Raw genomic sequence first — 12,266 nt, 5'->3', positions numbered from 1 at the left:
GATACCAATAAGTCAGAGTCTTACTGCCTGGTTGTGATTGAGCAGTCATTCTACCCTTCAGCCAACAACCAGCCACAGCCCCACCCAGAAAAGGGCACTCACCAAAAAAACCACGATCCACGCGCTGCGAGGTGACATTTTTACATCCTTCTGGTGCTGACGAGGAGATACCAGGATAGAGCGCCTGGCGTAACATCGGGTTCCCGACGTCAAAGCATTTTGGGTATTGCCCTGGCGTGCATTTCGGCGCTGTGTGCCGCCGCCGACGTACTGCCTGTCAGGCCTGGCAGGGTAAAGGTAATAATCAGAAACAGTGTCATTAAGAAACACAGAATATACAGAAACATTTTCATTATACTGCACTCGCAAAATAACCCGGCGCAGATTATCTATATTGCTGCGATAAGCGTCTACCACGTCATTGACATCGTTTGTTAACCGTTTAGAAAAACGCCATCCCATTCATCTTCTGATTAAATATCCGGGTTAATGTCGATAAATACTATTGTTACGTGAATGTTTTTATCTCGATCCCGGCGACGAAGATGGGCTGTTGCAAGGATCCAGGCTATCATTGCGCGCTAACAATATTGACGCGTCGGGAGAGGCGATATCCATGAAACAAGGGCCTTTAACAGAAAAAGAGCTGGAGTGGCTTGATGAGCTGCTGGCGAAGTACAGCCACGACAAATCAATCCTCGATGTTTCCGAGCTGGACGGGATGCTGACGGCGATTTTATCCAGTCCTTCAGAGATCGACCCGGATGAGTGGCTGCTGGCGCTGTGGGGCGGGGCAGAGCATGTGCCGAGCTGGACCAATGAACGCGAGCTGGATCGGTTTATGAATCTGACGTTTCAGCATATGAATGACATTGGCGAGAGGCTGTTCGACTATCCCGATCAGTTTGAGCCGCTGTTTGGCGAGCGTGAAGTGGACGGGTCGTCCCTGACTATCGTCGAAGAGTGGTGCTATGGCTATATGCGCGGCGTGGCGTTACGCGACTGGTCCGGGCTGCCTGACGCATTGAAGCCGGCGCTTGCCGCTATCTCACTACACGGCGATGAAGCGCAGGAAGCGCTGCTTGATGAGATGGAGCCGGAGGCATTTATTGACTCTTTAGACGCGATTCGCCCGGCGGCGCTGGCGCTGCATGAATACTGGTCGACCCATCAGGTTGAGCCGGTTGTACAGCAGCCGCACGTTGCTGAGAATAAAACGGGTCGCAACGATCCCTGCCCGTGTGGCAGTGGTAAAAAGTTTAAACAGTGCTGTCTGCACTAAGTTAAGCCAGTATCAATAAAAAAGGTCTGACGCCGTGTGGTGTCAGACCTTTTTTTATACCTTAACCCACGGCGGGCAGCAGGCCGGCGGCAATAGAGAACTGAATGGCGATCACGGCGATACCGCAGGCGAAGACCAGGCACAGAGCCGGTTTACCTCCGGCAACGCGCCAGGCGCTCTCCGGCGTACGTTTGCGGCTCTGCCAGGCCAGCATGGACGGAACCAGCAGGGCCAGCACGGCCAGCGCGACCCCGGCATAGCCTAAGGCCATCACAAAACCACGCGGGTAGAAGAGGGCGAAGGCCAGCGGCGGCAGGAAGGTGATCGCGCCCGTCTGCAGACGACCACCGGCCGTATTGCGGCGCTGGAACAGATCTGCCAGGTAGTCGAACAGCCCCAGCGTGACGCCGAGGAAGGAGGTTGCCAGGGCCAGGTCTGCGAACAGATGCACCGCCAGCTCAACGTGCGGGGAGGCGACGACCTCGCGAATAGCCTGCAGCAGGCCATTCAACCCGGCCTGGCTGGCCAGCATACCGGCAAAGGTGGAGGACTCAATGCTGCCAAGCGTGGCGAGCTGCCAGAAAATATAGGCCACCAGCGGGATAAAGCTGCCGATAATAAACACCCGGCGCAGTTTGCGCACGTCCCCGCCCAGATAGCTGACAATACTGGGTACGCTGCCGTGGAAACCAAACGAGGTAAAGATAACCGGGATCGCCGACAGCGCCAGTCCCTGCTCCAGCGGCAGAGTCAGCAGATTCACCTTGTGAACATGCGGCATCAGCAGCACCAGCATCACCACCAGGAACAGCGTCTTGGCGGCAAACAGAAAGCGGTTAAACAGATCCACCAGCGAGGTGCCGACGCAGACGACGCCCCCGGCAACAAAGGTAAAAAGGAGTACCCCAACGGCGGGCTGCAGGGCGAGATCCAGCCACTGGTTCAGGCTGGCAGAGAGCAGCTCTCCCGCGCCGCTGATATAGGCGGCGGTGAGGGCATACATCAGAAACAGCATACTGAAGCCGGTCAGCCACTGGCCGTAACGACCCAGATAGCGCTGAGCCAGGCTGCCAAGCCCCGTATCGGCGGGGACGTGCTGATAAACTTCCAGCAGCAGCAGGGCGGTATAGCACATCAGCCCCCACAGGCCGACAAGCAGTGCCAGCGTCACGCCGAAACCGACTCCGGCGGCTGCCAGCGGCATCGCCAGCATCCCTGCGCCGATAGTGGTACCGGCAACGATTAAAATACTTCCCAGACTGCGGTTTTTCACGCTTTCCTCTGCGACTAACGGCTTCATCAACAAAATATGCGGCGCAGAGTAAGGCAAAAGCTGGATTTCGTCAAACGTGGCTTACAGGCTGTGTAATCAAAACTTTACGGAAAAAGTTAATGCGGAGAAACCTGTGCCAGCGCAAAACATGCGGGAAAAATGCAGGTTAGCCTGCGTTTCTAATGACGGATACAGAGAAAAGAGAATGACATCCATTCACGGCCACGAAGTGTTAAATATGATGCTGGACTCGGAGACGGGCTATAGCGAGAAAAGTCTGGAGCAGGCGATTATTGCAAAATTTGGTGACGAGGCGCGTTTTCATACCTGTTCAGCACAGGGCATGACCGCCGGGGAGCTGGTTTTGTTTCTGGCTGAACGCGGGAAATTTATTCCGCAGCAGGATGGCTTTACTACACATGAAAGTAAAATCTGCCATCATTAATAATGGCGGTAATAGCCGCAGCCATTACCGCCACAATAATCAATTCTGCGCGTCGAGGGTCGCCAGTTCTTTATCGATAAAGTAAAGACCTTCGCCGCTTTTGCCGACCAGCGCCAGCTTATCAATAACGGATTTAAACAGCTTCTCTTCTTCGTGCTGCTCGGCAACGTACCACTGCAGGAAGTTAAAGGTTGGATAATCCTGGTTGATCATCGCCGCGTGTACCAGCTCGTTGATCTGACGGGTGATCAGCTGCTCATGTTCGTAGGTCGCTTTGAACAGTTCATCAAGGGAAGCGTACTCGGCAAACGGGGATGAAATCTGATTAATACGCGGCAGGCTGCCGGTATCGGCCAGGTAATCAAACAGACGCTGCATATGCGTCATCTCTTCCTGGGCATGGCGACGCAGGAATGCAGCGGCACCTTCAAAGCTGTGGAAGCTGCACCACGCGCTCATCTGTTGATAGAGCAGCGATGAATAAAGTTCAAGGTTCATCTGCTCATTCAGTTTTTCAATCATTTCAGCTTTAAGCATCGTGCGCTCCACAATAAATAATAAGGGTGGTGATCATGGGCGTACTATAATTTGTTATTTAATTATTTGCAAAAGGTAAAATAATTAAATTATTTATTAAAAATGCGAATGGGAATAAAACGCATTGGCGCTTTAATAGCAAATGAGAATAGAATTTATTTACTCTGTTATTACCCGAAAATAGGGCCAGCAAATAATGCTGGCCCTGGCGATTACCAGTAATGCGCTGAGCTGCTCTGGCTAAAGGCGACCCCGCGGCACTGATACTGAAGAGTCACTTTTTCATTCAGGCACACTGACGCGCTAAACACGCTACAGGTCGTGACCGGCTGGCCAAAGGGCTCCGCCGTGGCATAGCCCATCTGCTGGCACTGGCGGGTCGCCGTACCATTGGCTACGCTGGTGTCGGTATAAGCATTTTGTAGCGCGGCCTGACCATAGGTCAAACGCACCACGCCGCTGGTCGTGTCAACGTTACTTACTTCCGCTTCACGATTAATAGAACAACCACTCAGCACAAAGAGTGCGGTGATAAGGATGACTTTCTTCATGGCGTCGCTCGGCATTATCCTCAGATCTTTGCATCTTATCCCGCAAATGTCAGCGTCAATGGCCGGAATAGCCTGAGTATCCAGGCTTACTTATCGCAACGGTGGACGGATCTACCCTCGCAATGCCGGGTGAGGGAACAGACGAACCCGGACGTTTTTGGCAAAAATGTGAGCCCATCTGTAATTTTTAAAACCATTTTTCACTAAATTTGAAAGTATGTTTGTGAAGTAGTAAGGTTTGCCCAACATTAGCTATCCACGGCGGATCGACCGCCCGCACTCAGGAGAGTAAAGAATGAAAATTGCACTGATGATGGAAAACAGCCAGGCACCGAAAAACGCCATCATTCACAATGAGCTGAAAGCCGTCGCTGACGAAAAAGGTTTCCCGGTCTTTAACGTAGGTATGAGTGACGAAAACGATCACCATCTGACCTATATCCATCTGGGGATCATGGCCAGCATCCTGCTGAACTCCCGTGCGGTCGATTTCGTGGTCACCGGCTGCGGCACCGGTCAGGGCGCGCTGATGTCCCTGAACATCCACCCGGGCGTAGTTTGCGGCTACTGTATCGATCCGGCGGATGCGTTCCTGTTCGCGCAGATCAACAATGGCAACGCACTTTCTCTGCCGTTTGCTAAAGGCTTTGGCTGGGGTGCAGAGCTGAACGTTCGCTTCATCTTCGAAAAAGCGTTCACCGGCCGTAAAGGCGAAGGCTACCCGCCGGAGCGTAAAGAGCCGCAGGTACGCAACGCCGGTATTCTGAACCAGGTGAAAGCTGCCGTGGTAAAAGAGAACTACCTCGACACCCTGCGTGCAATCGATCCGGAGCTGGTCAAAACCGCCGTCACCGGTCAGCGTTTCCAGCAGTGCTTCTTCGAACACTGCCAGGACAAAGAGATCGAAGCCTTTGTTCGCGAAATTCTTGCCTGAGGCGAGAAATAATAATGAGGCCAGCATTGCGCTGGCCTTTTTTTTATGCCTTTTTCCGGGAGACCGCGCTGCCGGCATTTTTGGTCAGATGCAGCGTATCCACCATGCCGATCAGGCAAATCAAAGCGATCACCACAAAAGCCAGCCTGAAACTGATGCCCGGCACATTTGTCAGCGCCAGCCACTCGCCAACATGTTCACCAATACGGATACCGATAGCGCCTAACGTAATGCCGAGGCCAACGGCCAGCTGTGTCGCCGTGCTGAACAGCGTGTTGGCATAGCTCATCTGCGCCGAGGGGACATCGGCGAAGGCAAGGGTACTGACCCCGGTAAACTGAATGGATCGGAAAACGCCGCCAAGGTAGAGGATCAACATCGTCAGCCAGACCGGCGTTTGCGGCGTCAGCAGGGCACAGGCCAGCAGGGCCAGCACATTAAGCGCGCCGTTAATCAGCAGCAGACGACGGAAGCCCAGCCAGCGGATAAGCGGCGTTGTCGCGGGTTTGATGGTCAGATTCCCGGCGAAGACGGCCAGCACCAGCAGGCCCGAATGGAAAGGGTCCATCCCGAAACCCACCTGGAACAGCAGCGGCAGCAGAAACGGTACGGCGCTGATCGAGGCCCGGAATAGCGATCCGCCGTACATGGTGACGCGGAAAGTGGGTACCTGCATGGCATCAAGCCGAATCATCGGCCAGCGTGCGCGGCGGAAATGGTGCAGAGAGTACCAGAAGGCAAGGCCTCCCAGCGCCAGCAGTCCTGCGGTTAATCCGGCCTCGCTGTGTTGTGCGCCCAGGGTTTCCATCGCGTAGACCAGACTGACCATTGCCACGCCGGTTGCCAGAAAGCCCGGCAGATCGAACGGCCGTCGCTCCTCTTCACGAATATTCGGAATGATACGCAACGCCAGGGCGATACCCAGCAGCCCCAGCGGCACGTTAATAAAGAAGATCCAGCGCCAGTCGGCGAAGCGGGTGATAAATCCGCCCAGCGGCGGCCCGATAATCGGCGCCACCAGCGCGGGCCAGGTGAGGGTGGCGATAGCGGCAATCAAATGCTCCTTCGGCGTGGTGCGCAGCACCGCCAGTCGGCCAACCGGCACCATCAGCGCACCGCCGACGCCCTGCAGTATGCGCATCGCCACAAAGCTGTCGACGCTGGTGGCCAGTCCGCAGAGGACGGAAGCCAGGGTAAAAATCGCCAGTGCGAGGGTAAAAACATTTCGGGCGCCGAAGCGATCCGCAATCCAGCCGCTGGCCGGGATCAGTACGGCGAGGGTAATCAGATAGGCGCTGATGCCGATATTAAGGTCGACGGCGGTGACCCCGAAGGTTTGTGCCATCTCCGGCAGGGCGGTGGCGATGACCGTGCCGTCAAGAAACTCCATAAAGAACGCGCCGGCAACCAGCAGCGCGGTGGGCGAGAGCCCCCGGCGGTTACTGACGGACGTATTGTCACTCATAGTGTGCTTGCCATATCAAATAAAGTAGAAAATTTTACCGCTAAGTTGAATTGTAAGCGGCGGATTCGTAATGACTTTTGTTTAAAATTTAACAAAATTGATTAAATTTTATGTGATTTGAGTCACGAATTGGTTGATTTTTGTGATGAGTGTCATATTATATGTCTATCGACAATAACACCTGCTTAACAAAAAACATCCGGAGCATTCCATGAAACTGCGTAAAATCCTGAAAAGCATGTTCGAAAACTATTGCAAGACTTTCAAAGACGTACCGCCAGGCGCTATGTTCTGATAAAAAACCTGCCGCGGCAGGTTTTTTTATGCCCGCAAAACGGCAGGGGGAACAGACTACCGTTTTCTGCCGTCGGACGGTACTATTACGCTGCCTAATAATAAGGAGCGTTTTATGTCCCAGGTTCCAAATGCCAGCGATGAGCTGGTTTCCGACGTTGTCGCCTGCCAGCTGGTGATCAAGCAGATCCTTGACGTGATTGATGTCATTGCGCCGGTAGAAGTGCGTGAGAAGATGTCCGCCCAGCTGAAAAGTATTGATTTCGGCAGCAGTCCGGCCGCCGATCCCGTCACCCAGCGTGCGGTGCAAAAAGCGATCGCGCTGATTGAGCTTAAGTTTACGCCGCAGAGCGAAGCGCATTAAAAAAGGCCTCTGTCGAGGCCCTGCAGGACAAGACAACGCCGGGTTAGTCCCGGCGTTGCTGTATCAGAAGATTGCCTGAACCAGCATATAGCTGGCCAGGCAGGCGCAGCTAACGCCAATCAGCCCTGGGATAATAAAGCTGTGGTTCAGAATATATTTGCCAATGCGGGTTGTTCCTGAGCGGTCAAAGCCGATACAGGCCAGATCGCTGGGGTAGGTGGGCAGAACAAAATAGCCGTAAGAGGCCGGGAAGAAGGCCAGCAGCATTTTAGGTTCGACCCCGAGCATTAAGCCCATCGGTGCCACGGCGGTCAGAGCGGCGGCCTGGCTGTTAACCAGCTTTGACACCAGAAACAACACGATTGCGTAGGTCCAGGGATGGCTTTTCACCACACCTTCGAGGGCCATCTTCAGCTCATCCAGATGGGCCTGGAAGAAAGTATCGCTCATCCACGCCACGCCGAAGACGGAGAAAATCGCCACCATCCCGGCCTTAAATACCGCCCCGTTGGCAATCGCCGACGCATTCACTTTACAGCCAATTAAAATCACCGCCCCGGCAATCAGCATCATCATCTGGATCACCAGATTCATCGACAGCGCGGCGAGCTTGCCTTTTACTTCAAACGCCGGACGCAGCTCGGGGATCGCGCCAAACAGCACCACCAGCAGGATTGCGGTGAAAAAGATCCACGTTGACCACCAGGCCTGTTTCGGGAAACGCTGGTCCATCAGCGTTTCGCTGCTGCCGTAAATAAACTCGCGCTGAACCGGGTCGCTGATGCGGGCCTGGAACTCCGGGTCATCCGCCAGATCTTTACCCCGGCGCAGGCTCCACAGGGCGGCAATCAGCACGCCAAACAGGGAGGCCGGAACTGAAACAGCCAGAATTTGCAGGATCCCCCAGGCATGACCGACGCCGTGCTGGGCAGCCAGAATCGACACCAGGGAGACTACGGCAACCGACACCGGAGAGGCGGTAATGGCCATCTGCGAGGCGATAGAGGCCACCGCCATCGGCCGCTCCGGGCGGATCCCTTTTTTCAGCGCGATATCGGCAATGATCGGGAACATGGTATAGACCACGTGGCCGGTGCCGCAGAGAAAGGTCAGCGTCCAGGTCGTAAAAGGCGCCAGCAGGGTGATGTGCTGAGGATGCTTACGCAGCAGTCGCTCGGCGAACTGCATCATCACGTTTAGCCCGCCAGCGGTCTGCAGAGTCGCGGCACAGCCGATGACCGCGAGGATCGTCAGCATGACGTCGACCGGCGGCTTACCCGGCTGCAGCCCGAAAACAAAACTCAGAATGAAAATGCCGATACCGCTGATCAGACCTAAACCCATACCGCCATAGCGGGTTCCCACCAGAAGGCAGGCAATAATGACAATAAACTCGATGGTAATCATGCAACACCTGTGAGTATCAGTAAGAGGATTACGTAAATCATTGCATTTTGTATGGGTAAGCAGTGCGAGCGGGATCGGATTTATCAAAACGTAACAAAAACATAACGTTACGATAAAGTTGTTGGCCTGTTATCGCCTTGTTTGATCGTGACAAAGGAGAGAGGAATGCGTGGCGTCAGGTGGCGGTATTGTGACCGGACCGGGGTTTATCCATGGCGTGCCAGGACACAATGGCTTGTTTTGTCTCAGCTTAGATCTCTACAGGAGTAAAAGATGAAGAAAGTTGCTGTGCTTTTGGCGCCGGGGTTCGAAGAGGCGGAAGCCATCGTGACCATCGATATTCTGCGCCGTTTACATATTGAGGTGGAAATTGTGGCCTGCGCCGAGTCGCGGGCGGTGGTGAGCTATCACGATATCCCGATGGTGGCCGATACCACCCTCGCCGAACGGGCCGAGGTACGCTATGACGCGGTCGTGCTCCCCGGCGGTCCGGCGGGAAGCGTTAATCTGGCCGCCAATAAAGCGGTTATCGCGTTTGTCGCGGCCCATGACGCTGCGGGTAAATTAATCTGCCCCATTTGCTCGGCGGCGGCACGGATCCTTGGGGGCAACGGGCTGCTGAAAGGGCGGCGCTATGTCTGCTCCGGCGATCTCTGGCAAACCGTAACCGACGGCGAGTATGTTGATGCGCCGGTTGTTGAAGACGGCAACCTGATCAGCGGCAAAGGGCTGGGGCATGTTTTTGACTTTGCCTTTACGGTTGCCGCACGTCTGCTGGGCGATGAAGCACCGGTGCGCGATCACGCCGATCATATTTACTACCGCTGGTAATCTCCGTTCTGCCCGACGGCGCAATGTCGTCGGGAGTGTTTTGCTGGTCTTATGGATAATTTCACTGTCGCTATTTAAATTCATCATACAAATAGCCTCTTTCTTATGCCTTTTCCCACTGAATCTATGCACGCATCCACTGTAATTCTGCGGTGTGATGGCGCTCTCCTATGGAGAATCAATTTCCCGCTAAAAATACCCTCAGCACCTGCATCCGGTGACCTGTGGATGCTAATGCATTGTTTTACGTCAACTTAATAAGATTCGTGCTTTTTCTACCCTACATAAAAGAACGTTAAAGCTGGAGTTTACCATGCACAAATTCACTAAAGCGCTGGCGGCCATTGGTCTGGCAGCCGTTATGTCACAATCCGCTATCGCAGAGACGATGAAGCTCGGTTTTCTGGTGAAACAGCCGGAAGAACCCTGGTTCCAGACGGAATGGAAATTTGCCGATAAGGCCGGGAAAGATCTCGGCTTTGAGGTGATCAAAATTGCCGTTCCTGACGGTGAGAAAACCCTTAATGCCATCGACAGCCTGGCCGCCAGCGGCGCAAAAGGCTTTGTTATCTGTACCCCTGACCCGAAACTCGGTTCAGCCATCGTTGCCAAAGCCCGCGGCTACGACATGAAGGTGATTGCCGTGGACGACCAGTTCGTTAATGCCAAAGGCCAGCCGATGGAGACGGTACCGCTGGTGATGATGGCGGCCAGCGAGATTGGCGCACGTCAGGGCCAGGAACTGTATAAAGAGATGCAGAAGCGCGGCTGGGATGTGAAAGAGACGGCGGTAATGGCGATTACCGCTAATGAACTGGACACCGCCCGTCGTCGCACCACCGGCTCGATGGATGCGCTGAAGGCTGCCGGCTTCCCGGAAAAACAGATCTATCAGGTCCCGACCAAAGCCAACGATATCCCTGGCGCATTTGACGCGGGCAACTCCCTGCTGGTGCAGCACCCGGAGGTCAAACACTGGCTGGTGCTCGGCATGAACGACAGCACCGTGCTGGGCGGCGTGCGCGCGACCGAAGGGCAGGGCTTTAAAGCGCCTGACGTCATCGGCATCGGTATCAACGGCGTGGATGCGGTCAGCGAACTCTCCAAAAAACAGGCGACGGGCTTCTTTGGTTCGCTGCTGCCGAGCCCGGACGTCCACGGGTATAAAACCAGTGAGATGCTCTACAACTGGGTTGAAAAAGGCGTAGAGCCGCCGAAGTTCACTGCGGTAACGGACGTGGTGCTGATCACCCGCGATAACTTCAAAGAAGAGCTGGCGAAAAAAGGCCTGTAAGTCTGGCCATAACGCAGGGTGACGCCGTTTAGCGGCGTCACCTCTGCAACGCTGTTAACTGGTGGAGTCGTTATGCAACAGTCTACCCCTTATCTCTCTTTCCGTGGGATCGGCAAAACTTTCCCCGGCGTCAAAGCGCTGTCGGACATTAGCTTCGATTGCCATGCCGGACAGATCCACGCCCTGATGGGTGAAAACGGCGCGGGGAAATCAACCTTATTAAAAGTGCTCAGCGGCAACTATGCCCCCAGCAGCGGCACGATGGCTCTACGCGGCGAAGAGGTCGTTTTTCCCGACACCACCGCCGCGCTGAATGCGGGCGTCGCCATTATCTACCAGGAGCTGCATCTGGTGCCGGAAATGTCGGTGGCAGAGAACATCTATTTAGGCCAGCTCCCGCACAAGGGCGGCATTGTTAACCGATCCCTGCTCAATTATGAGGCGCGGCTGCAGCTGGAGCATCTCGGGCTGGATATCGACCCGGAAATGCCGCTGAAATATCTCTCCATCGGCCAGTGGCAGATGGTGGAAATTGCCAAGGCGCTGGCGAGAAACGCCAAAGTTATCGCCTTTGATGAGCCGACCAGCTCCCTGTCGGCACGTGAAATCGACAATCTGTTTCGCGTGATCCGCGAACTGCGCGACGAAGGGCGCGTCATTATTTATGTCTCGCACCGAATGGAAGAGATTTTTGCCCTGAGCGATGCGATTACCGTCTTTAAAGATGGCCGCTACGTGCGCACCTTCACGGATATGAACGAGGTGGATCACGATCGGCTGGTGCAGGCGATGGTGGGCCGCGAACTTAGCGATATCTACGGCTGGCAGCCGCGTGAATACGGTCCTGAAAGATTGCGTCTTGAAGAGGTGAAGGCGAAGGGCGTGCGAGCGCCGGTCAGCCTCTCCGTGCGCAGCGGTGAAATCGTCGGCCTGTTTGGCCTGGTCGGTGCCGGACGCAGTGAATTAATGAAAGGTCTGTTTGGCGGGACGCAAATCACCTCCGGCCAGGTCTGGATTGACGGTGAGCCGCTGAAGATCACTAAACCGGCACACGCCATCGCCGCCGGGATGATGCTCTGCCCGGAAGATCGTAAAGCGGAGGGGATCATTCCGGTCCACTCGGTGCGTGACAACATTAATATCAGCGCCCGTCGTCGCCATATTCACGGCGGCTGTCTGATCGATAACGCGTGGGAGGTGCGCAACGCCGACCACCATATCAATTCGCTGAATATCAAAACGCCCGGCGCCGAACAGCTGATTATGAATCTCTCCGGTGGCAACCAGCAGAAGGCGATCCTGGGCCGCTGGCTGTCGGAAGAGATGAAAGTGATCCTGCTCGATGAACCGACCCGCGGGATTGACGTCGGGGCCAAACATGAAATCTACAACGTGATCTATGCCCTGGCGGCATCCGGTGTGGCGGTACTTTTCGCCTCCAGTGACCTGCCGGAAGTGCTGGGCGTCGCTGACCGTATCCTGGTGATGCGCGAAGGAGAAATCGCCGGAGAGCTTCTGCATGACCAGGCCGATGAACAGCAGGCGCTAAGCCTTGCAATGCCAAAAGTTAGCCAGGCCGTAGCCTGATT

The 12,266-nt window shown here is 54.9% G+C and carries 14 protein-coding genes; 8 read left to right on the top strand and 6 right to left on the bottom strand.

Annotation, left to right across the window (positions count from 1 at the left end):
* Positions 1-57: 57 nt before the first annotated feature.
* Positions 58-462, bottom strand: a complete 405-nt coding sequence (locus EDF81_RS23885) for a hypothetical protein (RefSeq protein ID WP_148049907.1) — start codon at positions 460-462, stop codon at positions 58-60.
* Positions 463-616: 154 nt separating this feature from the next.
* On the opposite strand from EDF81_RS23885, the gene EDF81_RS05035 reads away from it, so the two are divergent.
* Positions 617-1,282 (top strand): YecA family protein, encoded by a 666-nt coding sequence (locus tag EDF81_RS05035; protein ID WP_123346818.1) that lies wholly within the window; start codon positions 617-619, stop codon positions 1,280-1,282.
* A gap of 61 nt (positions 1,283-1,343) precedes the next feature.
* On the opposite strand, the gene tyrP is transcribed toward EDF81_RS05035, so the two are convergent.
* Positions 1,344-2,555, bottom strand: coding sequence for a tyrosine transporter TyrP (gene tyrP / locus EDF81_RS05030; RefSeq protein WP_123346816.1), 1,212 nt, complete (start codon positions 2,553-2,555; stop codon positions 1,344-1,346).
* Positions 2,556-2,760: 205 nt separating this feature from the next.
* Here tyrP and EDF81_RS05025 point away from each other — a divergent pair, with 205 nt between their 5' ends.
* Positions 2,761-3,000, top strand: coding sequence for a YecH family metal-binding protein (locus tag EDF81_RS05025; protein WP_123346814.1), 240 nt, complete (start codon positions 2,761-2,763; stop codon positions 2,998-3,000).
* Between the two features lie 39 nt (positions 3,001-3,039).
* Here EDF81_RS05025 and ftnA read toward each other — a convergent pair whose 3' ends face one another.
* Together ftnA and yecR are read right to left on the bottom strand one after the other, a co-directional pair.
* Positions 3,040-3,537, bottom strand: a complete 498-nt coding sequence (gene ftnA, locus EDF81_RS05020) for a non-heme ferritin (protein WP_123346812.1) — start codon at positions 3,535-3,537, stop codon at positions 3,040-3,042.
* 212 nt (positions 3,538-3,749) lie between these two features.
* Positions 3,750-4,088, bottom strand: coding sequence for a YecR family lipoprotein (gene yecR, locus EDF81_RS05015; RefSeq protein ID WP_123347678.1), 339 nt, complete (start codon positions 4,086-4,088; stop codon positions 3,750-3,752).
* 295 nt (positions 4,089-4,383) lie between these two features.
* Here yecR and EDF81_RS05010 point away from each other — a divergent pair, with 295 nt between their 5' ends.
* Positions 4,384-5,022: an RpiB/LacA/LacB family sugar-phosphate isomerase gene (locus tag EDF81_RS05010; protein WP_123346810.1), complete on the top strand. Its 639-nt coding sequence runs from the start codon at positions 4,384-4,386 to the stop codon at positions 5,020-5,022.
* A 43-nt stretch (positions 5,023-5,065) separates the two neighbouring features.
* Here EDF81_RS05010 and EDF81_RS05005 read toward each other — a convergent pair whose 3' ends face one another.
* The gene (locus EDF81_RS05005; protein WP_123346808.1) at positions 5,066-6,487 is read right to left on the bottom strand and encodes an MFS transporter; all 1,422 of its coding nucleotides are present in this window, start codon (positions 6,485-6,487) and stop codon (positions 5,066-5,068) included.
* Positions 6,488-6,698: 211 nt separating this feature from the next.
* Here EDF81_RS05005 and azuC point away from each other — a divergent pair, with 211 nt between their 5' ends.
* Positions 6,699-6,782: a stress response protein AzuC gene (gene azuC / locus EDF81_RS05000; RefSeq protein WP_014229869.1), complete on the top strand. Its 84-nt coding sequence runs from the start codon at positions 6,699-6,701 to the stop codon at positions 6,780-6,782.
* A gap of 114 nt (positions 6,783-6,896) precedes the next feature.
* A complete protein-coding gene (locus tag EDF81_RS04995) occupies positions 6,897-7,145 on the top strand; it encodes a DUF2766 family protein (protein ID WP_123346806.1) in 249 nt (82 codons plus the stop codon).
* Positions 7,146-7,208: 63 nt separating this feature from the next.
* Here the strand turns inward: EDF81_RS04995 and EDF81_RS04990 are convergent, their stop codons facing one another.
* Entirely contained in the window at positions 7,209-8,552 is a 1,344-nt protein-coding gene (locus EDF81_RS04990; protein ID WP_123346804.1) for an anaerobic C4-dicarboxylate transporter, read from the bottom strand.
* A gap of 273 nt (positions 8,553-8,825) precedes the next feature.
* Here EDF81_RS04990 and EDF81_RS04985 point away from each other — a divergent pair, with 273 nt between their 5' ends.
* The 3 genes from EDF81_RS04985 to araG all read left to right on the top strand — a co-directional run bounded on the left by EDF81_RS04985 (position 8,826) and on the right by araG (position 12,264).
* Positions 8,826-9,383: a DJ-1 family glyoxalase III gene (locus tag EDF81_RS04985; protein ID WP_123346802.1), complete on the top strand. Its 558-nt coding sequence runs from the start codon at positions 8,826-8,828 to the stop codon at positions 9,381-9,383.
* Positions 9,384-9,696: 313 nt separating this feature from the next.
* Positions 9,697-10,677: an arabinose ABC transporter substrate-binding protein gene (locus EDF81_RS04980; RefSeq protein ID WP_123346800.1), complete on the top strand. Its 981-nt coding sequence runs from the start codon at positions 9,697-9,699 to the stop codon at positions 10,675-10,677.
* A gap of 72 nt (positions 10,678-10,749) precedes the next feature.
* Positions 10,750-12,264: an L-arabinose ABC transporter ATP-binding protein AraG gene (gene araG / locus EDF81_RS04975; RefSeq protein WP_123346798.1), complete on the top strand. Its 1,515-nt coding sequence runs from the start codon at positions 10,750-10,752 to the stop codon at positions 12,262-12,264.
* The last annotated feature ends 2 nt before the right edge of the window (positions 12,265-12,266 follow it).

The sequence above is a fragment of the Enterobacter sp. BIGb0383 genome, assembly GCF_003751845.1.
Classification (GTDB): domain Bacteria; phylum Pseudomonadota; class Gammaproteobacteria; order Enterobacterales; family Enterobacteriaceae; genus BIGb0383.
The sequence above is the reverse complement of the archived record's forward strand: the minus strand, read 5'-3'. Positions and strand labels throughout refer to the sequence as shown.